The following is a 24,796-nucleotide window of genomic DNA, read 5'->3' as shown; positions in this document are numbered from 1 at the left end:
TTTTTATGACTTAATAAAAAAAGTTTATCTATCAAGGCTTGATAGTCTGACTCAGTTTATTCAGCGCACCGTAATCATTAACAAATTCAATATCTACCGTGGAGCCTGAACTATTCCCTGGAAATGCAAACGTTAGCGAATCTTTGGGACTGATCATTTGTCCTTCAACTTGGGATTTTTTACCCCCGGCATTAACCTCAACCGTCACCAGCGAAATATGGAACGGCGTTGGGTTCGTCGCTTTAAGCCCACCGGGTACTTTTGTCCAGACGAGTGATTTTGCAGCATCATTCGCATTGCCCATCAAACCCTGAGGGCGGAAAAACAATTTAATCCGCGAACGATAAGCCATCTGTAAATAATTTTTCTTACTGCTGGCATCAGCTTTAGCCGGTATTTCTAATACATTGAGCCAAAATACAGACTCTTTATCTTTAGGTAATGCTGTGCCGGTATAGCTAATACGTAGTGTCTGACTTTTATTCGGCTCAACCCGATTAATTGGCGGCGTGAGAACAAAAGGCACTTTTAATGTTTCTGGGCGGGCATTTACATCACCGTTATCTATCCAGCTTTGTAATACGACTGGGCCACTACCCATGTTCGTGACTTTTACTGTCACTTCTTTTTGACTCTCAGGATAAACCACCCGAGTTCCGCTGATAACCACACTTGCCTGAACAGAACGACCCACCAGTAAAAGTAAAATCAAGGCTGAAAAAACAGTGAATAAAATACGGTTAGTTCTGTTCATAACCACCTCGACACCTAGTGAATGAGTGCATATTTCAATTTTAGTTCTTATCGTCAAAAAGGGCAGATATCTGCCCTTAATATTTCAAGTTTACACTTTAATACTTATTTGTATTGAATAGAGTAAACAACGTTGCTGATAACTGTACCCGGAGTGGTTTCACCGTCAGCATAATATTGAACAGCATAGGGCAGTGTTGCAGAACCTGATGCCGCATTAACGTAGGTTGTACTGATTGCCTGGCTGGTGTTACCGGCTTTAATTGGAGCCATTGCGTTAGATCCATCCAGTAATTCAAGGCTAACCATGCCAGCATCACCGCTTACATTCTTCAGGTGACCGGTGACAAGATCAACACTCGGGCCTGCTTCGAAGAAAGCAGAAACCGTCTTAAGTGTTCCAGAACAGTTGCTCAACGCCATATTAAAACCAGTGCTACCAGCAACCTGATTAGCCGTTGTCAGTTGGCTGGTGCTGACCGTTGGTAACACCACTGTTGCCTCTGCGCCCTGCCCATCAACTGATACGTTACAGGTAGAAGCGGTCAACTCACCGGTGAAGTTGATGGTACCGGTAGATGCAGCTTGAGCGGCGTTAATACCAGTGAATGCAGCAACGACTGAAGCAATGATAGCTAATTTTTTCATTTATAATTCCGATTATTAATAAATATATGAGTAAAAAACTCGATACTATTGTGTGTGAATTCAATTGTGAGGTGTTGCCCACAATAATTAGTAGATATTTATTTATCGTTGCTGGACATTAAAGTCAGTTCAATGAGTTTCTCAAAAGAGTTCATAAGTTAAAAACTCAAGCAATATTACCACGTTAGCACAATCGACATTTTAAATATCATTTATAGGCATGAGAAATACGGGGGGGCTAATATCATAAACATATAAATCTGATGTTTAATACATTAGAAATCCAAACATCCTTATAGCCGACCTCAATAACTATGAGCAGGAGTATACGCGATCAAATCCTCTAGTAAATGGGACAACCGCAGATCTTTGGCCCAGAGGTCGGCAAATAATTAGCATAAAAAACTGGATTGTGAATTTATAATGGTTTTTTAGCTCACTGTAAATTTAAAATACTGAACGTTAATATTGATTCGGATCATTTTAGTAGCGCATTATGTTTTAAATTAAAATTAAAAAATAATACATTTCCACTATAAATTGAAAATAATCATATTATTCCGGTAATTATGCCGACAAAATAAAAAGAATATTCCTATAAAAATGTAGGAAAGAACTATATAGAGATGATAAGTTGACGTTATAGAGCCACTAAAATCGCACTTATTTTTTGAAAAATAAAAACCAATCTGATGATTTTATTGAAATTAATCAAAAATAGTATTGTTAAAGTTTAAAAGTGTGACAGAAATCATTTAAAAAAATCCAAATCAACAAAAGAGTAGGTAGAGGCCGTCAGAAAAAACACTAAAGTCATAGTGTATTGCACTTAACTGCATGACAAGACTGGAATAATGCATCAATTGTTAAATGATTCGTAGTTTTAAATACCAGTCGTTTGATGCCAGAATATTGAGGAGATAATTCGAATATGGTAATGATTATTATTTTCAAACAATAGTATTAAGATGTATTTATAACCACCCAGTAACCATCAAGTACAAAAAATAAGTGTTTTTCTAGTTTATGCATTAATAATGACCACCTGCCATTTTATGTAAACTTTGTATTTTAATGTAAAGTTTTCATTAAATTTATATATAAAACCCAATAATCTTAAGCCCAGAATAGAGTGACGTTGAATAGCATGCAAAAGTATCGAACTATTTTTCAACTAAATATGCTGCTTCACCTGAGGTGCATTATCGAGTTGCCTAATTGCTGGCGTAAAACTGGCAGCAACAGTCGCTATCACGACAGCAATGGCAGAAGATAACAAAACAGCCTTGCTGCCATAGTGCATCGCGAGAGGACCAGCAGCAATTTCACCTAGAGGAATGGCGATAAATGACCCCATGGCATCATAAGCATAAACTCGCGCAAGTCTCTCTGGTGGAATATGAGTTTGCAGCGAATGGGCCCAAACAACGCCAAATTGGCCAAAACCAACCCCAGCAATGAAAAATGCGCCCATCAGAATAGATGTCGAAGAGGCCAGACTCAGCAGGACGATAGGTATGGCACAAAGTGCAATTAGCATGACGCCAACTAGCAAATCGCGCCGTGGACGCCATCGAAGCGCAATAAAAGAACCGACAATTAAACCAATACTTTGTGTAGCAACAATCATCCCCCAGCCCGTTCGCCCAAATGAAGCATCTGCCACTATGGGGCCAAGCACCATCACCACGCCGCTAAAAGCAGCATTAACAATAGTAAACTGCGCGACAATAGCCCAAACCCAAGCCCGGGAAATGAACTCTTTCCAGCCATCTCGCAGATCCTGCAAGATATTAGTTTGTGATTCAGAAGACTGCATCGGGTTAATACGGATTAACATATAAAGAGGTGCTGCGGCGGCAAATCCCAAAGCATCGATGGCCAATCCCCAGCCGGGCCCAACAGCACTGGCTAAAACACCGCCCAAAGAGGCACCAATGACTGTTCCCGCATAGATACCCAACTGGATAAAAGCGTTCGCTTCCCGAAGGTTACGTGTAGGCACGGTTTGTGGAACCATTGCCGAAGAGGCTGGCAGTGCAATACCTGCGGCGGCGCCGTTAACCGTGCCTAGCACCATAAGCCACATGATTGTTGCTGTCCCATCAAGCACTATCCAGGCGACCACGCCCTGAGATAATGCCGCGATGACGGATGAGGATACCAAAACCAGACTGCGGGAATAGCGGTCTGCAAGCACACCGCCAATCAATAAGAAAGCAACATTGAAGAGAGAACGGGCGGCAACCACCAGCCCTAAATCAGTTGCAGTCCCGCCGATATCAAGTACTGCAAAGGCCAGTGCAATAGGCGCAATTCCATTGCCTAAAACAGTAAGCAGGCGGGCGAAAAATAAGTGGCGAAACGGAGCGTAGCTAAAGGTATGCCGAGAAGGTAAGACGGTAGAATTCGTGTTCACACACTTGGCCCCAAACTGATTTCGATAATGAGTTAAAACAATAAACTCTAGCTATTATCACAAGTTACAACAATTTTTCAGCAGTATATCAGACTACCCCACCCATTCGAGTGGGGAAATGATGAAATTACATCGCTAATCATTGGGGGTATAAAAGAGCAGCAGGATGCCAATAAGTTTTAGATGAACATTCGGACAGCACAATAGATCAATGCCGCTGCAAGAATCAAATTGATTGTTTTACCGTGCCGTTGGAATAGCGACTGGAGGAGATGCCCTGCCAGCGCCCAGCATAAATTACCCGTAATACCGATAACAGCCAGCAGAAGACTCACAATGAGCACCCAAAAAACATTATCGGTATGCGGTAACACAAAAGTAGATAGCGCCGTAATGCCGTACAAAATAATCTTAACGTTGGCAAATTGCAGCCAGAAACTCAGCCAAAAACTCAGTGGTTTCGCTTGAGTATTTGATGAAGAAGGTTCGCTAACCGCAATACGCCAAGCCAGCCAAAGCACATAAGCCGCGCCAGCCCAACTAAGCCAAATACTCACCGAGGGAAGAAGGTTATTTAGTGTGAAAGTGAAAGCAGCACACAACAGCATGATAATTAAAAAACCCGCACTCATTCCAGCCAAAACCCGGGTGCTTTTTCTCAGACCATACTGATTAACTGAACTCAGTGCGAGAATGTTATTAGGCCCAGGTGTCATTGCAGTAATCAGCGTATAAGTCAGAAACGCACTAACGATGGTAGATGTCACTTGTCTTCTCCAAATTTTTTTTAGACTTTATCTCATTCGAAAGAATCAAAAAAACGAATGTTTTGATATTATCAATTCAATAATTTCGATTAATTGACAGGACAACTCCATGGATTTACGCCGATTTATTACGCTAAAAACTGTAGTGGAAGAAGGTTCTTTTGTGCGAGCCTCACGAAAACTGTGCTGTACGCAATCAACGGTAACCTTCCATATTCAGCAATTAGAACAAGAACTATCGATGCAACTGTTTGAAAAAATAGGCCGTCGTATGTTGCTTACTGAAGCCGGGAAAAACTTAATGCCTCATGTGTATGAACTCACACGAGTGATGGCGGGGATACGTCAAGCAGCACAACAGGACACTGAGCCAACAGGTGAACTTCGGGTCGCAACAGGCGAAACCTTACTGGCATACAAAATGCCGCAAGTGTTGCAGCGCTTTAAAATGAAAGCGCCAAAAGTTCGCTTATCCCTGCAATCACTTAATTGCTATGTCATACGCGATGCATTACTGGCGGATGAGGCTGATTTAGGTGTTTTCTACCGTGTCGGCAATGATGACGCATTGCATATGACAAATTTTGGTGAGCAGGAGCTGGTTTTAGTCGCATCACCGTTGCTCAAAGAAATGGATTTTACCCGCCCGAACCAGCATTTACCGGTGAGCTTCATTATTAATGAACCTCAGTGCATTTTTCGTCAGCTTTTTGAAAGCACACTACGTCAACGCAGTATTACACTTGAAAACACCATTGAGTTATGGAGTATTGAAAGTATTAAACGATGCGTAGCAAGTAACCTTGGTGTCACTTTCTTACCTCGCTTCACGGTTGAAAAAGAACTCCAGTCAGGCGAGCTACAGCAACTTCATTTTTCAGATATACCGCTAACAATTACTGCATTATGTGCCCATCATGCTGGTAAGTTTGTCAGCCCAGCAATGAGAGTCTTTATGGAGTGCATGCAGGAATGCTTAATGCCAGAAATAGCCTCTGAAGCTAAGGCTCAAAATCTCGCTGAGATTTTGTAGGGCATGAGGGAGAATGTAGATGAGGGAGTCCGGCTCTACCTCCTCAGATAATCAGCCAACAATGCAGCCATGTAAAATAATAGATATGTATTATAAGGAGATAAGCAATGTTAATCATTTTTGGCGGTTTACCTGGCACGGGAAAAAGCACCATCGCCCGTTTGTTGGCTGAACGATTAAAAGCCATCTACTTGCGCATTGATACTATAGAACAAGCGATTCGCTCTGCTGATTCTGCGGGTGAAAATATGGCAATGGGCCCTACCGGTTATTTTGTCGCTTATGAATTAGCGCGAGAAAACTTACGTCTCGGCTCAACGGTGATTACTGACTCCGTCAATCCCATGACTCTTACACGCAATGCCTATCGTGATATTGCTCTATCGGCAAATGTACCCTTTTTAGAAGTTGAAATTATTTGCTCCAATCTCGATGAACATCGGCTGCGAGTAGAAAGCCGAACACCCGATATTAAAGGACTCACGCTGCCTGATTGGAAGAAGGTTATCAACCGGCACTATGAACCATGGGATAGAATTCACTTACAGCTAGATACGGCGCAATTATCCGCGATCCAATGTGTCGATAACATCACCGCCTTATCACATGCAAACCAATATTGATGTATTTAAAAACACACCTATAGAACCGGGGCCGTAATAATTCCTATTTTTAAAGGATTTCTTCATGACTGATTCTTCCTGCATATCCATTGGGTTACTTCTGTTCCCAGCATTAACCCAACTTGACCTAACTGGCCCTTATGAGGTTTTTGCCCGAGCACCGAATACTAAAGTTCATCTTATTTGGAAAAATAGCGAGCCTGTCATCTCTGACCGCGGCATGGCTATATTGCCAACAGTCACATTCGATACATGTCCAAAGTTGGATGTGATTTGTATCCCCGGTGGCCCAGGGCAAATAGATTTGATGGAGGATGAAGAAACACTCTCGTTCATTAGGCACCACAGCGCGCAGTCCAAATTGGTTACTTCGGTATGTACAGGGGCTCTTATTCTAGGTGCTGCGGGTCTTCTTCAAGGATATAAAGCCACCACTCACTGGGCTTCGTTAGATCAACTTGCTCTGTTGGGTGCCGAACCTGTAAATGCACGAGTGGTACGAGACCGCAACCGAATCACCGGCGCGGGAGTGACATCTGGAATCGACTTTGCCCTGAGTGTCGTGGCAGCTATTTATGGCGATAATGTTGCTCAAAAGATTCAATTGAATATGGAGTACGATCCAGAGCCCCCATTTACCTCGGGCTCACCACGAACAGCTGCTGCAGATTTGCTTAAACAAGTAAAAGATCAACTGGCACCACTTATAGAAAAAAGACGGTTAGCGACAGTAAGAGCCGCCGCGAATAAAATGGGATAACTGTACGATGGGTATAAGAGGTGTAAATTAAAACGGTTATCTATCTCACAATCAATTACCCAACTGCCAATACTGTCGAATGATTATATGGAGATTACTATGCCAAATAAAATGTCAGCTCAATGCCATTGCGGGGCCATAGTCTTTAATGTTGAGCTTATCGACGGGTTTAATACTGCCCTTCGCTGCAATTGTTCGTTTTGTCGTATGCGGGGTGCCGTCGTGGTGTCAGCGCAATCTATTGATATTATTAAGGGAAAAGACAAACTCACTGAGTATCGTTTTAATACCAGAGCAGCCGCCCATTACTTCTGCTCAGCATGTGGTATCTATACCTTTCATCAGCGTCGTTCTAATCCAAATCAATATGGCGTTAATGTTGCCTGCATAGAAGGCGTATCTCCATTCGACTTTCCTTCTGTTAAAGTCGTGGATGGTGTGAATCATCCGAAAGATGGCGGAAAAGGAGGCGTGGCAGGTTATTTGTCTTATATAGCAAAATAGATTCCGGCACTATGTGTCCAAATATGGAATTTAGCTTTCAAGATAGCCATTTATCAGTTAAAAATGTGTGCAAAATGGATTGAGTCACTGATGTGTCGAAACAAAAATGACCATGCAAATTGCCCTGCCCTATAATTTGAATGACCGTGCCAACACAGAGGCTCTTTCGTCGATAATAAGCAAATAGCATGGACAAAAGGAAAATTGCCCCATGAGCACTGGATTTATCCTGCTTTGCATTTACGGGATTGGCGTTGTTGTCGCGACTGGCATCATCTTCCCCCTGACTCGCGATCAGAGCCTGTTAGTAAGATGGATTTCATCATTTCTTATCGGTATAACCTGGCCCTTGAGCCTACCGGTTGCCTTGCTACTCTCAATGTTCTAATTGAAATAACAATGATCTATGCCACAGTTGATTTGAAATAAGCCGCTATAATTACGGCGGGTTATAAAACAAATAGGAGGATGTATGTATCACTCTATTTTGGTGCCTGTGGACATTTCAGATCCTGAGTTTACCCAACAAGTCATTGCACATGTTGAGGCACAGGCAAACATTACTGATGTCGCTCACGTTCATTTCCTGACGGTCATTCCGACGTTTCCTTATTATGCCTCTCTAGGGCTCGCCTATTCAGGGGAAGCTCCAGATCAAGAGCAGATTAAAAACGAAGCATTATCCAAACTTTCAGAACTTATTGATAAGTTTGATATTCCAGCGGATAGGATCAAAAAGCATGTAGCCTCAGGCTCCCCTAAAGATGAGATACTGAGAATTGCCGATTCAATCCGGGCAGACTTGATTATCATTGCATCACATCGGCCCGGCATAATGACTTATTTACTGGGTTCAAATGCTGCGGCAGTAGTCCGCCACGCAAAATGCTCCGTTCTTGTGGTCCGTTAATAGTTATCATGCATAACCCGAACTGAGCTATTCCCTGTACTAACAAGAAACCTCGCTGCTTTGGTGAGGTTTCTTTGCTGCTATTCGTTCACTATTTGGGGGCGACAGAACATATATAGGGTTGATAACAAATCTGATCACAATAAAGTATTAAACGGGGTTTCAACAATATTTAGCAGATATACAATATTGCTTGTTTATTCTCCTGCTTAGCTGACGATGGGCAGCTCAGACCAACGAGTTGTATAGGCAGGCGATAACATTTTGCGTTTCATTTGCCATGCTTTCTGGATACCTTGTCCGGCAAACCAGACCTTACCCTTGCCTGATTTATTTATCCCATCCAGTACTTCCATCAGCGCTGCACTGTTAGCCTTTGGCTGGTTATCATCAAAAAGCCCCAATTGCACAGTTCCCTGGCTGTAAAAATCACCTAGCATTACCCCGCCCTTTTGATAGCGATGTCCATCTTTCCATATCGCATCAAGACATCTTAATGCCGCGGCTATAATGTCGCGTGAATCTTGGGTGGGAATATGCAGTTTAGTGCTTACAACATTCCCGTAATATGGGCCATCAGATGCAAACGGGCTGGTTTTAATAAAGGCGGCTATCTGCCTACAATATTGATGCTCGCCACGCAGCTTTTCAGCAGCACGAACGGCATATTCGCAGATAGCCTCGCGCATAGCCTGATAATCCGTGATCTTCTCACCAAAGGATCGGCTGCATATTATCTGCTGCTTGGTTGGGATAAACTCTTCAAGCTCTAGGCACTGCTCGCCATTAAGTTCTCTGACGGTTCGCTCTAACACGACATTAAAGTTTTTACGCACAAACTGAGAATTCATATCGGCCAGCTGTAATGCCGTATTAATACCAAGTGAATTCAGTTTGTTGCCAATACGGTGACCAATTCCCCATATATCCTGTACTGGCGTTATCGCAAGCAACTTACGCTGCCTGAGGGGGTCGGACAAATCCAGCACGCCTCCGGTCTTACTCCACTGCTTTGCCGCGTGGTTAGCCAGTTTTGCCAGTGTTTTCGTCTGGGCTATCCCTACACCAACAGTAAGGCCGGTACACTGCAATACACGCTGGCGAATATCTCGGCCAAATTGCTCCAAACTTATGCAATTCTGTACGCCGGATACCTTCAAAAACGCCTCATCGATTGAATAGATCTCTGTCACTGGAGACATCGCTTCCAGCACGGTCATAACCCGATTCGACATATCAGTATAAAGTTCATAGTTGCTGCTGAATGTAAAAACACCATATCGCTGAATAAGCTTGCGCAGTTGGAAGTAAGGTTCACCCATTCTTACCCCAGCCAATTTCGCTTCACGATTTCGCGCAATGACACAGCCATCGTTATTAGAAAGTACGACTATCGGCTTACCCTGCAAGTCCGGCCGGAATACTAACTCACAGGATGCGTAAAAGAATTCACATCAGCGAGGGCAAACATGTGAAGCCTCATTAATAACGTATCTCACAACACCGAACGTTTCTAAACCATCACCACCATCATTCAGAATGATAGGGATATAATTTGGATTCATGGCTTCCAGTTGCGCAGCCGGATGCAGACACAGTTTTTTCACTGTTAATTCCCCACTGATCGCCGCAATAATAATGTCGCCATGCTTTGGTGTAACACTGCGGTCAACAACCAGCAGTGAGCCGTCATAAATACCCGCACCAATCATAGAATCTCCTGATACACGGACAAAATAAGTCGCGGCTGGGTGAGCAATACATAACTCATTCAGATCCAGTGGTCGTTCTGTGTAATCCGCAGCGGGATTCCCATATGCACTCATTTGGACCATATCTTGTTAATTCTCCACAAACACCTAGTGGCTTGAACGCTCCCCCACTAGAACCTTAAATAAAACGGCTGCCACATCATCAATACTGTTGTTATATACAGTATTTCGAATTGTAGGCACAGATCAAGCGGCTTGTTAGCTACCAAGCCAAACGCGTTGAAATCTGAAAGAATTTAGTTAAAGGATCTGAGACACAATAGATAGCATGATATCTAATAAGTCATTAACACCCTCCGGTTAGAGAGGGGGCTGATTTTATTAAAGGCCTTTTGATTTCAAAAGCTCAATATGGTTTACATACAATTTAACCGGGTCAATTTCACTACTGACCATGCCAGCTGTTTGGTTAACGGCATCTACATGATCTAACTTATAATCCGAACGAATCACTTTACCTAGGTGCATACTATAGCGCCCGACCATACCATCATTCTGGTAACGCTCTTTGGTGAACAAAAGAGATAAAGCAACCAATGAATGGTGCAGTGGGTCGAGGTTGTTCATGCCTTCAGTGAGTGGGTTATAGCCCAGATATCCTCCCCATGAATAATAGTAAACCCCATTATCAAACTCCTTCCCTTCGCCTCCCCAAACTTCGGGTAAACCCTGTGGATATTGAGTATTAAACTTGGCGACATTCTCTGTGGTCAGTGCATTAATAGATTCCATAAAATCCTGAGGCAAGAAAGGCTTCCCGCTCAGCAGGGAAACAAATGCACCAAAAGCAGACATGATAGTGTTAACAATTTGCTCAGGAAGACGATCAGGCGTCAACGCAGAGCGAACCAGATCGGCAATTTCCGAGCCATGGTTAACCCCATTCACGGAAGTAACAGAAGCCACCAGCTCTGGGTGTGTCGCGGCAACATAGCGGCATGCCAATGGCCCTTGGCTGTGGCCAATGAGATTAACTTTTTTCGCCCCGGTTTTTGCCATGACTTCTTTGATAAATTTCAGTAATTGCTCACCACGGACTTCGTTACTGTTGGTTGCGGAAATCGTGGCAATAAATACATCTGCGCCTGCTTTTTTCAGTGGCTCCTCAACACCATAAAAGTAAGGATAAATCCCGGCGATTTTATCAAAACCAAATAAGCCATGAACTAACACTACTGGATATTTCAAAGTTGAATTTGTAGACATAATAGATAAACACCTTTTAGTTGAACAAAAAAAAGCCGAGAAATTAATCATCGGCTTGGAGAAATAAATCACCGCCAGCGATATTTCACGACGGTGTAGGATTCAGTAAAATAACTGTTTGCTTGTGTAGCCGCTGCACCAAGAAAATGTTAGCGATGTCAGCTGGTCTAAAAACTGTATTTCCGATTATCTGTTTTGACACCCCCTATATAACAAAAAACCCCGCCGAAGCGAGGTCTCGATGACAAGATATAGGCTATTGACTACATACCACAGTTATCACACTAATACATTTTTTGCGGACCTCACTAATGTTTTATCATAAATATCTATTTTTTGTTACCGAGCTAGTGGCAACTGGCTGATTAACCAAGGTAAAGCCGCCCTATCCTTGGTACTGCAATTGAAACCTGTTGGCCTTTACTCTAAGGCAGTGAGTAATAAATGCATTCAGTTTATGAATACAGCCTTACTAACAGATTAATGCAATAAATATCATTAAAATAAATCCCAGTACACTCATGAAAGCATTCATAAGGCCTATTTATTAATCGTTTAAATTAGATGTGATATTTAATAATGCCATTAGAGGCATTGGACTTTTTTATTTACCTGGCATGGAGCATTTATAGATTATTAGGTAGGCGAGATCTATTTTCAGTATCTAACTGTAATTTCATTGAAAGAATCGCGGTAGTTAATTTAAAGACAAGGAATCTTTTGTGATGATAAAGGGTATTTTGGTAGCACTCAGTGCATTTACCGTAGTTTCGCCTGCATTTGCAGACAATAATATTAATTTAAATTCGGACAGTATTAAAACCAGTATCGCTCTCGGATTCTTGGGCGGCGAATCTAAAGAGTATGTCTACGACACGGATAATGGACAAAAGTTAAGTGAGTTAAATTGGAAAATTAAAAACACAGCCATCATTAAAGGAGATATCTCTTGGAATGCCTTTAATTGGTTAACATTAAATGCCCGCGGCTGGACATCACTCGCCTCCAGCTCGTCGGGTATGGATGACTACGATTGGTTAACCCCAGGGCAGTCTAATTGGTCGCACTGGTCTACTCATCCAAATACACAACTGAACCATGCCAACGAGTTTGATGTGAATGTAAAAGGGTGGGTTCTAAATACGCCTGAATATCGTGTTGGAACAATATTCGGTTATCAAAAAACCAGATTTAGCTGGGCAGCATCTGGAGGGAGCTATAGCTATGATAACGGTGCAAGGACTGGTAACATCCCTCCTGACGCACCAGTTATAGCTTACAATCAGCAGTTTAGCATGCCCTACTTAGGGCTGGCTGGTATGTATCGCTATCAAGATTTTGAATTTAATGCATTATTAAAATTTAGCCCTTGGGTTACTGCAAAAGATAATGATGAGCATTATGCTCGCAATCTTACTTTTCACGATAAAAGCAATAATTCACGCTATTATTCCGCCACTGTTGATGCCGGTTATTACGTAACACCTAACGCCAAAGTTTATACAGAGCTAAGCCTCAGCAAGTATGAGGAAGGTAAAGGCGGCTCTGAAATCATCGATAGAACCACTGGGAATAAAGGCTATGTCGGTGGTGATGCTGCTGGCATAGAAAATATGAATTATACAGTATCTGTTGGCATGCAATATAGATTCTAAGTGGAGACCAAACCATCAGACTGACCTTATATTAATAACTTATCGATATAGTCAGCCCCAAATAGAGAATCTCTAAAACCTTGCTAATGCAGGGTTTTCATTGTGATTTCCTAGTCTTAATTACTTATAGCTTAATTTTCCGCCTAACAGAATATATGAACACTCAGATAACGATGCAGGCCTCTTTCTACTGAAGAAAAAATCATATTTTACTCATTTAGTTAAAGGGAACCTATCCTCAGAAATTTACACCCCTTAAAAATAAAATAGCCGGTTATGCACAAACCCGTGCAATCGCATTAATTCCCGCCAACAATGCAGCTAAATCTACTGAGTGTGGATGTATTCCACGGCCAGCAATCCATTCAACAATCAATGCTAGCGCTGACAATATCGTAGCGATATATTACTGTATTTAGTCGTGGATCAAGTATGCTTATTGCCATGTTCTACTTGGATGAGACAAATGCGAGCATAAATTCGAGCGCAGATGTTTTATCGCTATAGCCCAATCATAGTCACTTTATGTGACATAAATTTTCAGCCCCAAGACTCCTCAAAAAAATGATTATTTACCCTCACTGTTTACCTGCTTTTTTTGATTTAACGTAAAGTGCCGAGAATAGAAAATAAATATAATTTTCCCAAATAATCATGTAGGAGATGCGGATGAAAAAAATAAAAATAGGGATGAATGTTTTTGATGCTGCACTGATGCGAATAGATTGGGTTTTCGATTCTTTCAATCAAGTCTGTCTATCTTTTTCTGGTGGCAAAGACTCTACAGTGTTACTTCATTTGGCAGCGGCTGTTGCACGAAAGAAACGACAAAAATTCTCTGTGCTCTTTATTGACTGGGAGGCTCAATATTCGCTCACCATTAGTCATATTCAAGCCCTAAAAACAATGTATAGCGATGTTATTAGTCAGTTTTACTGGGTTGCTTTGCCATTAAAAACCGTCAACGCAGTCTCTCAATATCAGCCTGAATGGATAGCTTGGGAGCCGGGGCAGCATTGGGTTCGCCAGCCCCCCGCAGAGGCGATTACTGAGCAGAATTATTTCCCTTTTTATCGTTATCCAATGACATTCGAGGAGTTTGTTCCTGCATTTTCCAACTGGCTGGCTGGCGGAAAGAGTTTGGCATCACTTATCGGTATCAGGACCAGTGAATCACTCAACCGCTATCTGGCCTTAACCTCTCAGAAGAAAATTAGGTTTGCTGAAGATAAACCCTGGACTACTGCATCTACCGAAGGGTTTAGCTACACATGTTATCCATTATACGATTGGCAAACACAGGATATCTGGGCCTTCAATGCTCGCTCAAAACTACCTTATAACGCCCTATATGACCTAATGTATCGTGCTGGCGTTCCCCCTCGGAACATGCGTGTCTGTGAGCCGTTTGGCCCGGAACAGAGAATTGGTTTATGGCTATTCCATATTATTGAACCCGATACCTGGGAAAAAATGTGTCTGCGCGTTAATGGCGCTCACTGTGGCGCTATTTATGCCAACCAAAGTGGTGACTATTATGCATTGAGAAAACAAGTCCGTAAGCCTGAACATTATACTTGGCGAAGTTACGCCCTCTTTCTTCTCGAAAATATGCCTCAGAAAACAGCCGACCATTACCGCAATAAGATCTTCGTTTACCTCCGCTGGTTTAAGACCAGAGGTTATCCAGAAGATATACCAGATGCACAAGATAACGATCTGGGTTATCGGGATATACCTTCCTGGCGCAGGATCTGTAAGACAATTATAAAAAATGATTTTTGGTGCAAAGCACTCTCATTCAGCCCTACAAAATCAGCCCATTATGAGCGTTACTGTAAAAACATAGAGAAAAAAAGAGCAGAATGGAGAATATTGTAATGTCATCAAAAATAACCAAAGTTCTAATTGAATATCTTGAGTCTATTGACGACCTTCATCAGAAAATAAAGGCTATTAATGAACTAAGACACCTAATTCACGAACATAGCCCGTTTTATGATGAGCCTGTTGATTGTGTTGTCTGGGTTAAAGCCAGTTCAATTGAAGCCAATGACTATAATCCTAATGTGATGGCTACAGTAGAAAAAAAACTGTTAACCCGCTCTATAGAGCTTGATGGCTTCACTCAGCCAATTGTCGTGTCATCGGAAGAGGCTAAACATATTGTTGTTGATGGGTTTCATCGCCATCAGGTCGCTAACTCACACCCATCACTCAATAAACGTTTGAAAGGCTATTTACCTGTCACGCGAATAAATAGAGAACGACAAGGAGAAAGAGAACGTATTAGCGCAACTATCAGGCATAACAGAGCCAGAGGTAAACATCAGATTACAGCTATGTCGGATATTGTGCGTGACCTTTGTCGTTTGGGCTGGAAGGATGACCAAATAAGTAAAGAGCTGGGAATGAGCCTTGACGAAGTCCTTAGACTGAAACAGATCACCGGCCTTGCTGAGCTTTTTGCAGATACCGAATTTAGTGAAGCTTGGACAGTAGAGTAATTATTTACTTTCCCTTAATCAATTATCCCCCGTTTTCGCCGAGGTGCGACTAATGCGCCTCGGAGGCCGGAGAGTGCTGACGGATATTCAGTTTATAATCGATTAAACTGATTTAGCCATAAAATTTGCAAAGAGAGAAGGTGCGAGTTAGCCAACATGATATGGGCTGGCGCAATCTATATAAATTATCTTATTTGTTTCCACCTCGAGCCAGCCTGCTAATATCCGTTTTTTCCAAAATGGGCTTTTTATAGCCATAACGCACTGCATTCAGCATAGCCCTCCCCATATCTTCAGTTGTCAGAATAGCATCCGGGAACATCCGCTTCAAAAGAGGAAGTACAGGTGCCATCAACTGATATAAAATTCGATAACTTGCTGTTTTAGAACGGGCACCATTCAACGGTTGTATCACTGCCGGGCGAAACATCCATGCTGAAGCAAAGCCCAGTTTCAGGATCGCATTCTCTGTTTTTCCTTTAACACGCGCCCACATGCTTTTACCCTGTTCAGAGCTATCTGTACCCGCGCCTGACACATAGATAAACGCCATATCAGGGTTTAATTTCACCAAACGGGGCGCTATTTTGAGTGTTAAATCATACGTGAAATGGCTGTATTTCTCTTCAGACATACCGGAGGAGCTAATACCCAAGCAGTAGAAACACGCATCATAGTGGCTATTAGCATCACCTGATTCTGGAATCTCAGTCAGATCGGGCGTCACGAATTGTACCAGTTTAGGGTGGGTAACTGGCAGAGATGAGCGTACAACCGCCGTCACATGATGCACATCTTCCGCCAGAAGACATTCACGCAAAACACCTTGCCCCACCATGCCAGACGCACCATAAATCAAAATATTCATATACACACTCCCAGTATTTTAAAATCTGGGGGATTTTCCCCCAGATTCTGTCCATACAAATGTCTCAGATATAAAACTTATCGGATTTTATCCATCCAGAATATATTCACCGGCAATGAAGCTTAGGCGATCGTTTTATACTCAAGGTAAGACTTAATGCCATATGTGCCATTCTCTCTACCAAGACCTGACTGTTTAACACCGCCGAATGGCGCAAATGGCGTGTGACTGAAAGCATTAATGGAAACTCCTCCGGTATCCATCTGCTCTGCGACTTTTCGCGCGCGATCGACATCTTCGCTACTAACATAGCCGGCAAGCCCATACGGTGAATCATTAGCTATTTCAATCGCTTCCTGTTCAGTTTTATAGGACATTACACAGAGTACCGGCCCGAAAATTTCTTCCCTTGCGATTGACATATCATTAGTGACATTCACAAATACCGTCGGTTTTACAAAATTGCCGCTTTCCAGACCTTCAGGATGACCTAGCCCGCCGGTGAGTATTTCAGCCCCCTCTTCAATACCTTTCTGAATATAGTCTTGAACCCGCTGATACTGTTTTTGCGATACCATTGGCCCGATAGCTGTATCCGATTCTCCTGGTAGCCCAACTTTAATTTGTTCGACAGCCTGTTTCAGCGCCAATGTGATTTCATCGCGACGGCTTTCTGGCACCAGAATTCGCGTGCCAGCGACGCAGGCTTGTCCACTGTTCATGAAGCCAGCGGAAAGAATAAATGGCATCGCTTTATGTAAATCGGCATCATCGAGAACAATGTGCGCTGACTTACCACCAAGCTCAAGTGTCACCCTTTTCAGGGTAGCAGCCCCGGCACTCGCGATATGTTTCCCAATCGCTGTTGATCCGGTAAATGAAATTTTGGCGACGTCAGGATTTCGGGTTAATTCCTCACCAACGACATCGCCCCGCCCATTAACAATATTGATAAGCCCAGCAGGTAATTTGGCAGCATCAACACACTCCATGATCAGCTGGGTCTGAAGAGCGCTCATTTCACTCGGCTTAGTCACAACCGTACACCCAGCGGCAAGAGCCGCCGCTGTTTTATTACAGAAATATAAAATATTGGCATTCCAGGGGGTGATATGCCCTGCCACGCCCACCGGATGCAGAGAAACTTCAGTCTGCCCCACCATTTCCTTAAACGGGATATGTGGCAAGCTTGCTTTGGCACTTAGAATGGCGTCCGCAGAGGCTTTTACCAAGAACTGCGCCATTTGTACTGGCCCACCGTACTCTTCCACTAAGGCTCGTACATGGTCATCCCCCCGAGCCACTATGGCATCATGGAGCCGTTGAAGATATTCAGCCCGTTCTTCAATAGTGGTGCGGGAATATGCTTTGAGTGCGGCTTTCGCTGCAGCAATTGCCCGTCGCGCATCCTCTTCATTGCCCAGTTGGACGGTACCAATGACTCGGTTAGTGGACGGATTTACGAGTTCAAACTTCTCCTGTCCAATTGAATTTACAAACTGCCCATTAATGTAATGTTGCGTAATGTGTTTCATCATATTCTCCCGACTGGAGTGATTGGTTGTGTAGCCAGAGCATCGAATAATAGATGCAATCTTTTCTATAAAACTGATTAGTCAGTCATTTATTGAGTAAAAAAATATAGCTTACATTCCCAGTGTCCGCCAAAATGCCCGGAAGCCATTCAGAGTATATTCCTCTGCTTTTTCCGGTTCCTTAACCGCAAAATCGACCGTTGTTTCTGCCAGTGACGCCATAATGGCAGTGATAAACCCGACGTTCTGACAGAGATCGGATTTACCGAGTTCAGACAGTACTTGGTTAACTGCGTCAAACATAGACATCGACTGCTGGCGAGTATCCTCAGTGATAATTCGAGAAGCCGACAACTGCTGCAGTGCAGCCCGACGCTCAGGTTGATTACAGGCCCATACAGTATAGGACTGCCAAACATGGAAGGCCTTTTCTTTTATATCTGCCTGCAAAGGAAAAGCCTGTAACAGTGCGTCCGCGACGTCTGTTTTGATATGCAGATAGAGCTGATTGAAAAGTGTCACCTTATCCGGAAAATACGTGAATAAAGAGCCGGTTGAGATACCTGCTTCTTTGGCGATTAAAGCCGTGGTTGCACCAAGCCCCTGGCTGGCAATGATACGGACAGCAGAATCCAAAATAGCTCTACGCTTATCTTCGTTTAGTGGCCTTGCCATAACATTCGCCTTCCATAATATTCGCCTTAAATGAGTGATTAGTCAATCATACATGTGTCAGATAAAAAATCAAATCAATGTTGCCGGTATTGGAGCAATCTCTGGAGTAATGATGGTCAACAAGTGGGTAATAAGGGCTACTGGGCTACTGGGCTACTGGGCTACTGGGCTACTGGGCTACTGGGCTACTGGTACTTAGCGCCACAGTTTTGTCGCTATAACACAGTTATTAGTGTTAGAACATACGACTATCGAACTATAAAGCCTATAAAATCAGGTGAAATACTTAGTGTTAACACCCTTAAAATTACTTATAACTTATTACGCTCAATTTCAGGAGGTAGCGTTTATGAGTTTTACTGTTGGAAATTCTTTTTTTACTGCAAATATTAGCGACAATAAAATAAATGAATTATTTACTAAAGACTCTATGCCGCATATGACACTATGGGAGAAAATAATAAATTACTTTTTCCCTACGGGGCAAGGTGAAGCATTACTGTGCTTACATAAATTATGCAACCCCACAATTGATCTCACAAATAAAGATATAGAAGAAATATTTTTTAGGTTAAAAGAGCTAGCCTCACCTGGATACAAAGACAGATTCTGTAATGACCATATTGACAGTTCAACTACTGGGAAGTTACACATAAAAGGTGATGACGGTGATGACTTATTGTATATCGAACAAAATGGTGAATTATGTAATTACACTATTTTAGATAAAACATTTATTTTTGATACTCCGCTAATCAAAACAGCCGCTCAAGAGACTCATCTCGACAATGAGGTATTATCCGTAACCTTTAACCACTGGCCACAGCCCTCTCCAAACCCTAATGTAAAATTTATGATAAACGAAAAAGCATGTATTTCATATCAGGGAAGGGATATCACGCTAAATTATACAGATATTTATGACAAACTAATTAGAGACGTCAAGAATATTAACCAAGGTGATAAATTTGACATGTGGAAAAAGGAAGAGAGGACCACCTATCTGTCAGCAGTCATTAATAAACAAATAGATAATGCTTGTATTAAATCAGGTGTTAAAATGTCTATTGAAGAAAAGACAGCTATCTTTAGCTCTGCCCATGGATATCTTTTTGATGAAAATTTAAAACTCGATATTTCATGCGCACAGTCCTCAATAAAACATTGTGTATTAACATATATTAATGGAGAAAGTAAAATAAATGAACTATTTGAAAAAGATCTGAAAGAAAAAAACAGAGTTGTATCAGAGATAGTGAATAGAGTCAGTGACCGTATTTATGAAGATATATTTAATACGAAAAATGGTTTAATTGAAGAATTAACATCTCATGTGCGTACTTCTTGTGTGCATTATGCCAGCGCAACAAATTCTGAATCTCACTAAATGCTGTTTTATTGCAGCATAAAAAAACCGGGCTTAATTGCCCGGTCGGTTTATCTATACTCTTCAGCCACCCAATCCTGACCATTAACCGTATTATTGGACCAGGTGCCGTACACACCGGTGCTATAGTCGTCTACCGAGGCCCGAGCGCTGTAGCCCGACAGCCGTGATTCTTTTCTGCTTTTGCTGTTACTCTGAGTGCGCAGTTGATCTTGGGAATCGCGTGAGCGGTTATGGCCGCCTTCATTATGTAGCCACTGGCTTCCGGGCGCTCGATCATCAGCTCCCGCGACAATACGCCCCTGCTGAATAAACTCACCATCAGACAGGCCACTAAAGGTGCCTATCCCCCCCAGAAGTAAGGGTACCGCCTGTGCTGCGGGAAGAACGCGCAGGAGAATCAGCCCTGACATGGCGGAAGGAATGACGACCTGAAAGGTTGCTGATTTATTTAATCTATTCATAATTTAAATGTATTTACCCATAGCTATACCTGCCGAATAGTTGTGTTCCTCGGAATTTTATTAAATCAATGCAACCATATTAGTTATGGTTATTGATGTATTTGATAAAACACCAGCAGGTTTAAGTATAATTTTCAATGAATGTATTAATGCACCATAAATCAGAGAATTTGTGGTTGATATAAGAGGCATCCGTTTTTTTGTGAGAAATATCCTAAGACAGAAATGTTTTATTTTTAATTCTTTACCAATCATTGAGTTATAATAAGAGCGGAAAGGTAATATAGCATTTAACTTCCCTATTGAATGGCTATAAGTCACACCTGCCCGTCAGCGCCGATAGGAGTACAGGAAAAAATACCCGATTAAATAATTAGATTAATACATTCTTCTTATACTGTTGTCGAAATCGACTATGATTAAATTTAGAGCCGTTAACCCAAGACTCAAATGTTAAGTTTTAAAAAATTTCGTTCGTCTAAATAGTATATGGAGCATACATGGACATTGACCCCAAATCTCCTCGAACTATAAAAGCCCCCAGTTATCTGGATGCTCTTATTCCCATCGTCTCATTGATTGTGCTGGTTGGGGCTTCTGTTGCCTTGTTCGGCCTTAATGCTGTAAATGGCCCACTGCAAGTGGCCATTATTATCAGCACAATGATAACTTCAATCATCATATTAAAAAATGGTCATAGCTGGGATGCTATTTCTGAATCAGGGCGTAAAGGTATTGCGACTGTCTCCGGCGCAATATTTATTCTTTTCTCCGTCGGCGCGTTGATCGGTACTTGGAATATGTCCGGTACCATTCCTACGATGGTGTATTACGGTATTGTGATGATCACGCCTAATTGGTTTTACCCTATTGCCTTTCTCGTCTGTATCGGGGTATCACTGAGCATTGGCAGTTCCTGGACTACTGCCGGTACTCTGGGCGTTGGGCTCGTCGGTCTGGCTAATATGCTGGGTTTATCGCCAGAAATAACAGCTGGCGCAGTAATTTCCGGGGCTTACGTAGGTGACAAAGTTTCACCGCTATCAGAAAGTACTGTACTTGCCGCACAATTAAATGGGGTAGAACTGTATAAACATATTCGAACACAACTCTGGACCACTGTCCCGGCAGCGTTAATTGCTCTGATTGCATTTATTGTGTTGGGCATGAATCAACACAGTGCTTTTGATGTGACGGTCACCAATAATGAAATGACCCGCTTCAATGAGTTATTCCATATTACGCCATGGAACTTGCTGCCTCTGTTCTTTTTGCTGACATTATCGATATTGAAGGTGCCCGCTTCTCTGGCCATCATGAGTTCAGCCTTACTCGCTGGCATCATGACTTCTTTTATGCAACCACAGGTTATTCTGCGTTTTATTGCTGAACCGGATATTGCCACACCACTACTTGCCATTAAAGCTATTTGGCTTGCTATGGCCACCGGCTTTCAAGAGAACTCTGGCATTGAACAGATCGACGCCCTACTTTCGCGCGGTGGTATGGACAGTATGTTACTCACCATCTGGTTAATTATTGGTGCCGTCACTTTCGGGATCATGGTCGATGACTTTGGCCTGCTGAATAAACTGGTGACACCGCTACTGTTGCGGGCCAGAACCGTCGGGCGCTTAATTGCATCCGTGGTTGCCACCGCTATTGGGCTGAATATTGCCGCTGGCGATCAATATATTGCTCTGCTGTTACCCACTCGTCTGTATCGAGCTGAATTTGCCAAGCGTGGGTTAGCACCGGAAAACCTGTCACGAGCAGTCTCTGACGCAGGTATTGTTACCTCACCCTTGGTCCCGTGGAACTCTTGTGGCGCTTATATGGCAGCCGTTTTAGGCGTATCAACGATGGCCTATATGCCGTTTGCTGTGTTTAATATTGCCGCACCATTGATCACTCTGGTGCTAGGTATAACCGGTTTTAATATCCGTCACATCCCCATTGCGGCACCAGAATTAAAAGAAAGTGAGCACAACAGTAAACCAATACAATAAACATAAATCGGGAGAAGAATATTGCTGTTGAGTACAATTGAGACATAAATACTCCCATCCAGTGGGTCTGTAGATATTAATCCATAAAAAGCCCCAAGTATGAGGCTTTTTATGGACTAATTTTTCACGATACAGAAAGTGAGTCTGTTGTTGTTAATGCTTTATTTACAGTGGATAACGTAATATTGCATTCAGCTCAGCGCCATGGGGTAGATCTGCAGTTCGCACCGCCAACACTCGACCTCCGGTTGCCAAAGTGCGTTTCGCAATCTCATCAACGATGCCGTAACTCACCTCATCACCATCGAATGAAATTATCCCCTCGTCATCTATAACACCACTCACGTTGCTATCAATATTAATCAATAGTAAATCAATAGCACCAAAGGTAGCTGCACGCGCGGCATCGGATAAATCCTGCGTAACTCTCCGCTCGCGTTCGCGTGCTTCAAAACGTACTTTCAGCGCACTCAACTGTGCTTGATAATAACGTTCTAATAATGGACGAACCTGAGTAACTAATTCAGATACACCCAGATGTTCTGCATTACTGGAAAACGTTTCATCAGTAAGATTAGATAACGAGTTAGTTGAGCGATAGATAGAAGCCAAAGGTTCGGTGCTAACGAGAATAAGCGGGTAATCATGGTTAGCAAATATAGGTCTCAATGCTTGATCTATTTTGCGCGTATACTGTGCCAGTCGAACCTTATGATGAACCGCACCATGGTGGTGATCATTTAATGATGCATCCCCCATAGCATCACGTTTATGAGATGGCATGTTAGGGACCGCGACCTCTACCGCCGGCACATCAGCAAAAAACTCAATAAGGCGGGCCTGATTTTCAGACAAAGCTAATATATAAGCTGAATGAGGGAATGTGAGTGCTCGTAATAAAGGTTTAAGATAGAAACGATCGCTAATCTCAAGCCGATTAGGTAACTCATTGGCTAAACGATAAGTTAAAATATTGTCTGGCGTGGCTAGAATTGCCAAGCTACGTGCATGCAAATCCCAAAAGTCAGGATCTTCCAACACTGAATAAAGCTCTTCCTCCAACAGTGCAAGACGGCGTTTGTCCAAACCTTTATCAGCAACCTGCAACAATGCCGCCTTGATAAAGTTACCTAACTGAATTTTACTGCTTTCCAGTTTTTGGCGTTGCGGAGAGGTTTCAAGGTAAATAGAGATACAAGCATCTGAACGGATGTCAGATAGGCGGGAAAACTCTTCACGGCCTGGAATATCAACGTGTAGCATAAACTACCTCGCAAAATTACAGTTAATTGCGCAATGTGATTTTAATCAGTTCACATCACTGGAACAGCTATCTTTATTGTCGGTAAGGCTATTCACAGAGTCAGTGTGAGTTTTTAGTATAGTTATTTTTTTACTCACCGCGTAATAAGTTCTACACTTCATTTTTAATCAGATAATTAAAGAATAACTCGCGATATAACAAGCCAATTGCAGCTCACTAAAAGAGATGAAATACCAATTTTAGTTGTTTGGTAACTAAAAAACCTGTCGGTTATTCTGATTCCACTTAATGCTTAAATATTAATGGCCGCATAAGTATTATTCGTTACTCTATCAGCTATCGTTTCGCTTATTTTTGACAGATAAATTTCTCTTATTCACTTCTAACAATAAAGAATTGTGGTATCAGTGGGTACTTCTCGCAATCCATAAATGAGCCTTGCGATAATGATATTTACTTTTGATGAGTTTTTTTATTAAAACAGAAAAAGCATTACTCTTTAACAAATAACGAGGGCAGCAATAGTGTAAAAAACAAAACCGGGCTTAATTGCCCGGTCGGTTTATCTATAATTTCTTCGCCAATATTAGAAGTTATATTTAACCCCTAACATCACCGCAGTATCGCTGTAGCCCTTATTGCCCACTTGCTGGCCAACATTGCCCCAGACATTCACCTTTTTGCTTAACTGGCCTTCTACACCCAGTTTCAACTCAGCAATATTGGCTGCCCCCGCTTGTTTCACGGTCACCCCATCCATGGTGGTGCCAAAGTCTTTGGTGTTGTGGATCCAGTTGGCTTCCACAAATGGCTGGAATTCCCGGTCCTTGCCTTTATCCTGATCGGCATAACTGTTCATAAAGGCTTTTACCCCTAAACGGGTTTGAATATTGCCATTACCTTCGCCAGAAACATTTGTTCCATTGGCTTCTTTATGGTCATCGGCTTTAACCCCCATCCAGGTGACCTGTGCTTTCGGCTGGATAAAGTAGCTGGCGCTTTTCGCTGCATTTTCACCCACTTTAAAGGTATAGCCA

23 protein-coding genes and 1 pseudogene are annotated in these 24,796 nt (G+C 42.4%); 11 read left to right on the top strand and 13 right to left on the bottom strand.

All coding sequences use genetic code 11. The annotated features are described in order from the left end of the window. Positions 1–31: 31 nt before the first annotated feature. From FTA96_RS11575 to eamB, 4 genes are all read right to left on the bottom strand, one after another. Positions 32–754 (bottom strand): fimbrial biogenesis chaperone, encoded by a 723-nt coding sequence (locus tag FTA96_RS11575; RefSeq protein WP_050121208.1) that lies wholly within the window; start codon positions 752–754, stop codon positions 32–34. Positions 755–858: 104 nt separating this feature from the next. Further along, on the bottom strand, positions 859–1,401 hold the full coding sequence (locus FTA96_RS11570; protein WP_050109653.1) for a fimbrial protein: 543 nt from the start codon (positions 1,399–1,401) through the stop codon (positions 859–861). 1,174 nt (positions 1,402–2,575) lie between these two features. Further along, positions 2,576–3,820, bottom strand: coding sequence for an MFS transporter (locus tag FTA96_RS11565; protein ID WP_050146230.1), 1,245 nt, complete (start codon positions 3,818–3,820; stop codon positions 2,576–2,578). Between the two features lie 179 nt (positions 3,821–3,999). Next, a complete protein-coding gene (gene eamB / locus FTA96_RS11560; RefSeq protein ID WP_050109655.1) occupies positions 4,000–4,587 on the bottom strand; it encodes a cysteine/O-acetylserine transporter in 588 nt (195 codons plus the stop codon). A gap of 109 nt (positions 4,588–4,696) precedes the next feature. Between eamB and FTA96_RS11555 the strand changes: the two genes are divergently transcribed. From FTA96_RS11555 to uspF, 6 genes are all read left to right on the top strand, one after another. Beyond that, positions 4,697–5,620 carry a LysR family transcriptional regulator gene (locus FTA96_RS11555; protein WP_050121206.1) on the top strand — a complete coding sequence of 308 codons (924 nt, stop codon included), beginning with the start codon at positions 4,697–4,699 and terminating at the stop codon, positions 5,618–5,620. Positions 5,621–5,727: 107 nt separating this feature from the next. Then, the gene (locus FTA96_RS11550; protein WP_050136341.1) at positions 5,728–6,243 is read left to right on the top strand and encodes an AAA family ATPase; all 516 of its coding nucleotides are present in this window, start codon (positions 5,728–5,730) and stop codon (positions 6,241–6,243) included. Between the two features lie 64 nt (positions 6,244–6,307). Beyond that, complete coding sequence (locus FTA96_RS11545) at positions 6,308–7,003, top strand: DJ-1/PfpI family protein (protein ID WP_050121205.1); 696 nt, start codon at positions 6,308–6,310, stop codon at positions 7,001–7,003. Between the two features lie 99 nt (positions 7,004–7,102). Then, a complete protein-coding gene (locus tag FTA96_RS11540) occupies positions 7,103–7,507 on the top strand; it encodes a GFA family protein (RefSeq protein WP_145573863.1) in 405 nt (134 codons plus the stop codon). Positions 7,508–7,718: 211 nt separating this feature from the next. After that, positions 7,719–7,895, top strand: coding sequence for a GhoT/OrtT family toxin (locus tag FTA96_RS11535; protein ID WP_050109660.1), 177 nt, complete (start codon positions 7,719–7,721; stop codon positions 7,893–7,895). Between the two features lie 84 nt (positions 7,896–7,979). Continuing rightward, a complete protein-coding gene (gene uspF, locus FTA96_RS11530; RefSeq protein WP_050109661.1) occupies positions 7,980–8,417 on the top strand; it encodes a universal stress protein UspF in 438 nt (145 codons plus the stop codon). A 209-nt stretch (positions 8,418–8,626) separates the two neighbouring features. Here the strand turns inward: uspF and umuC are convergent. The 3 genes and pseudogenes from umuC to FTA96_RS11515 all read right to left on the bottom strand — a co-directional run bounded on the left by umuC (position 8,627) and on the right by FTA96_RS11515 (position 11,395). Next, a pseudogene (gene umuC, locus FTA96_RS11525) lies at positions 8,627–9,888 on the bottom strand (translesion error-prone DNA polymerase V subunit UmuC). Beyond that, the gene (gene umuD, locus FTA96_RS11520) at positions 9,872–10,243 is read right to left on the bottom strand and encodes a translesion error-prone DNA polymerase V autoproteolytic subunit (protein ID WP_235895944.1); all 372 of its coding nucleotides are present in this window, start codon (positions 10,241–10,243) and stop codon (positions 9,872–9,874) included. The pseudogene umuC and the gene umuD overlap by 17 nt, the downstream one beginning before the upstream one ends. A gap of 267 nt (positions 10,244–10,510) precedes the next feature. Next, the gene (locus FTA96_RS11515; RefSeq protein WP_050109663.1) at positions 10,511–11,395 is read right to left on the bottom strand and encodes a lipase family alpha/beta hydrolase; all 885 of its coding nucleotides are present in this window, start codon (positions 11,393–11,395) and stop codon (positions 10,511–10,513) included. 725 nt (positions 11,396–12,120) lie between these two features. On the opposite strand from FTA96_RS11515, the gene FTA96_RS11510 reads away from it, so the two are divergent. From FTA96_RS11510 to FTA96_RS11500, 3 genes are all read left to right on the top strand, one after another. Then, positions 12,121–13,050: an omptin family outer membrane protease gene (locus FTA96_RS11510; protein ID WP_145573862.1), complete on the top strand. Its 930-nt coding sequence runs from the start codon at positions 12,121–12,123 to the stop codon at positions 13,048–13,050. Between the two features lie 669 nt (positions 13,051–13,719). Further along, positions 13,720–14,931 carry a phosphoadenosine phosphosulfate reductase gene (locus FTA96_RS11505; RefSeq protein WP_050136332.1) on the top strand — a complete coding sequence of 404 codons (1,212 nt, stop codon included), beginning with the start codon at positions 13,720–13,722 and terminating at the stop codon, positions 14,929–14,931. Continuing rightward, positions 14,931–15,557: an IbrB-like domain-containing protein gene (locus FTA96_RS11500; RefSeq protein WP_050109665.1), complete on the top strand. Its 627-nt coding sequence runs from the start codon at positions 14,931–14,933 to the stop codon at positions 15,555–15,557. The genes FTA96_RS11505 and FTA96_RS11500 overlap by 1 nt, the downstream gene beginning before the upstream one ends. A gap of 190 nt (positions 15,558–15,747) precedes the next feature. Here FTA96_RS11500 and FTA96_RS11495 read toward each other — a convergent pair whose 3' ends face one another. From FTA96_RS11495 to FTA96_RS11485, 3 genes are all read right to left on the bottom strand, one after another. Next, on the bottom strand, positions 15,748–16,425 hold the full coding sequence (locus tag FTA96_RS11495) for an NAD-dependent epimerase/dehydratase family protein (protein ID WP_145573858.1): 678 nt from the start codon (positions 16,423–16,425) through the stop codon (positions 15,748–15,750). 122 nt (positions 16,426–16,547) lie between these two features. Then, a complete protein-coding gene (locus FTA96_RS11490) occupies positions 16,548–17,960 on the bottom strand; it encodes an aldehyde dehydrogenase family protein (protein ID WP_145573865.1) in 1,413 nt (470 codons plus the stop codon). Between the two features lie 111 nt (positions 17,961–18,071). Further along, positions 18,072–18,635 carry a TetR/AcrR family transcriptional regulator gene (locus FTA96_RS11485; RefSeq protein WP_050109668.1) on the bottom strand — a complete coding sequence of 188 codons (564 nt, stop codon included), beginning with the start codon at positions 18,633–18,635 and terminating at the stop codon, positions 18,072–18,074. Between the two features lie 349 nt (positions 18,636–18,984). Here FTA96_RS11485 and FTA96_RS11480 point away from each other — a divergent pair, with 349 nt between their 5' ends. Beyond that, on the top strand, positions 18,985–20,022 hold the full coding sequence (locus FTA96_RS11480; RefSeq protein WP_145573856.1) for a hypothetical protein: 1,038 nt from the start codon (positions 18,985–18,987) through the stop codon (positions 20,020–20,022). Between the two features lie 50 nt (positions 20,023–20,072). On the opposite strand, the gene FTA96_RS11475 is transcribed toward FTA96_RS11480, so the two are convergent. Further along, positions 20,073–20,486, bottom strand: coding sequence for a hypothetical protein (locus FTA96_RS11475; RefSeq protein WP_391592628.1), 414 nt, complete (start codon positions 20,484–20,486; stop codon positions 20,073–20,075). A gap of 500 nt (positions 20,487–20,986) precedes the next feature. Between FTA96_RS11475 and FTA96_RS11470 the strand changes: the two genes are divergently transcribed. Continuing rightward, complete coding sequence (locus FTA96_RS11470) at positions 20,987–22,495, top strand: Na+/H+ antiporter NhaC family protein (protein ID WP_050109672.1); 1,509 nt, start codon at positions 20,987–20,989, stop codon at positions 22,493–22,495. A gap of 165 nt (positions 22,496–22,660) precedes the next feature. Here the strand turns inward: FTA96_RS11470 and FTA96_RS11465 are convergent, their stop codons facing one another. Together FTA96_RS11465 and FTA96_RS11460 are read right to left on the bottom strand one after the other, a co-directional pair. Further along, complete coding sequence (locus tag FTA96_RS11465; protein ID WP_050109673.1) at positions 22,661–23,758, bottom strand: baeRF11 domain-containing protein; 1,098 nt, start codon at positions 23,756–23,758, stop codon at positions 22,661–22,663. A 587-nt stretch (positions 23,759–24,345) separates the two neighbouring features. Continuing rightward, positions 24,346–24,796: autotransporter outer membrane beta-barrel domain-containing protein (locus FTA96_RS11460; RefSeq protein WP_145573855.1), on the bottom strand; the 451-nt coding region annotated here is incomplete at its 5' end.

It is taken from the genome of Yersinia alsatica (assembly GCF_902170305.1).
Classification (GTDB): Bacteria; Pseudomonadota; Gammaproteobacteria; order Enterobacterales; family Enterobacteriaceae; genus Yersinia; species Yersinia alsatica.
Note: the sequence above shows the minus strand (reverse complement) of the source record. Positions and strands in the feature narration are given on the sequence as shown.

Bases quoted from the DNA above. Each gene is read 5' to 3' on its own strand.
- FTA96_RS11480 (WP_145573856.1), top strand. From the start codon at position 18,985: ATGAGTTTTACTGTTGGAAATTCTTTTTTTACTGCAAATATTAGCGAC.
- FTA96_RS11510 (WP_145573862.1), top strand. From the start codon at position 12,121: ATGATAAAGGGTATTTTGGTAGCACTCAGTGCATTTACCGTAGTTTCG.
- FTA96_RS11515 (WP_050109663.1), bottom strand. From the start codon at position 11,395: ATGTCTACAAATTCAACTTTGAAATATCCAGTAGTGTTAGTTCATGGC.
- FTA96_RS11535 (WP_050109660.1), top strand. From the start codon at position 7,719: ATGAGCACTGGATTTATCCTGCTTTGCATTTACGGGATTGGCGTTGTT.
- FTA96_RS11490 (WP_145573865.1), bottom strand. From the start codon at position 17,960: ATGAAACACATTACGCAACATTACATTAATGGGCAGTTTGTAAATTCA.
- FTA96_RS11505 (WP_050136332.1), top strand. From the start codon at position 13,720: ATGAAAAAAATAAAAATAGGGATGAATGTTTTTGATGCTGCACTGATG.
- FTA96_RS11485 (WP_050109668.1), bottom strand. From the start codon at position 18,635: ATGGCAAGGCCACTAAACGAAGATAAGCGTAGAGCTATTTTGGATTCT.
- FTA96_RS11470 (WP_050109672.1), top strand. From the start codon at position 20,987: ATGGACATTGACCCCAAATCTCCTCGAACTATAAAAGCCCCCAGTTAT.
- FTA96_RS11545 (WP_050121205.1), top strand. From the start codon at position 6,308: ATGACTGATTCTTCCTGCATATCCATTGGGTTACTTCTGTTCCCAGCA.
- umuD (WP_235895944.1), bottom strand. From the start codon at position 10,243: ATGAGTGCATATGGGAATCCCGCTGCGGATTACACAGAACGACCACTG.
- FTA96_RS11475 (WP_391592628.1), bottom strand. From the start codon at position 20,486: ATGAATAGATTAAATAAATCAGCAACCTTTCAGGTCGTCATTCCTTCC.
- FTA96_RS11465 (WP_050109673.1), bottom strand. From the start codon at position 23,758: ATGCTACACGTTGATATTCCAGGCCGTGAAGAGTTTTCCCGCCTATCT.
- FTA96_RS11570 (WP_050109653.1), bottom strand. From the start codon at position 1,401: ATGAAAAAATTAGCTATCATTGCTTCAGTCGTTGCTGCATTCACTGGT.
- FTA96_RS11500 (WP_050109665.1), top strand. From the start codon at position 14,931: ATGTCATCAAAAATAACCAAAGTTCTAATTGAATATCTTGAGTCTATT.
- FTA96_RS11495 (WP_145573858.1), bottom strand. From the start codon at position 16,425: ATGAATATTTTGATTTATGGTGCGTCTGGCATGGTGGGGCAAGGTGTT.
- uspF (WP_050109661.1), top strand. From the start codon at position 7,980: ATGTATCACTCTATTTTGGTGCCTGTGGACATTTCAGATCCTGAGTTT.
- FTA96_RS11540 (WP_145573863.1), top strand. From the start codon at position 7,103: ATGCCAAATAAAATGTCAGCTCAATGCCATTGCGGGGCCATAGTCTTT.
- FTA96_RS11555 (WP_050121206.1), top strand. From the start codon at position 4,697: ATGGATTTACGCCGATTTATTACGCTAAAAACTGTAGTGGAAGAAGGT.
- FTA96_RS11575 (WP_050121208.1), bottom strand. From the start codon at position 754: ATGAACAGAACTAACCGTATTTTATTCACTGTTTTTTCAGCCTTGATT.
- FTA96_RS11550 (WP_050136341.1), top strand. From the start codon at position 5,728: ATGTTAATCATTTTTGGCGGTTTACCTGGCACGGGAAAAAGCACCATC.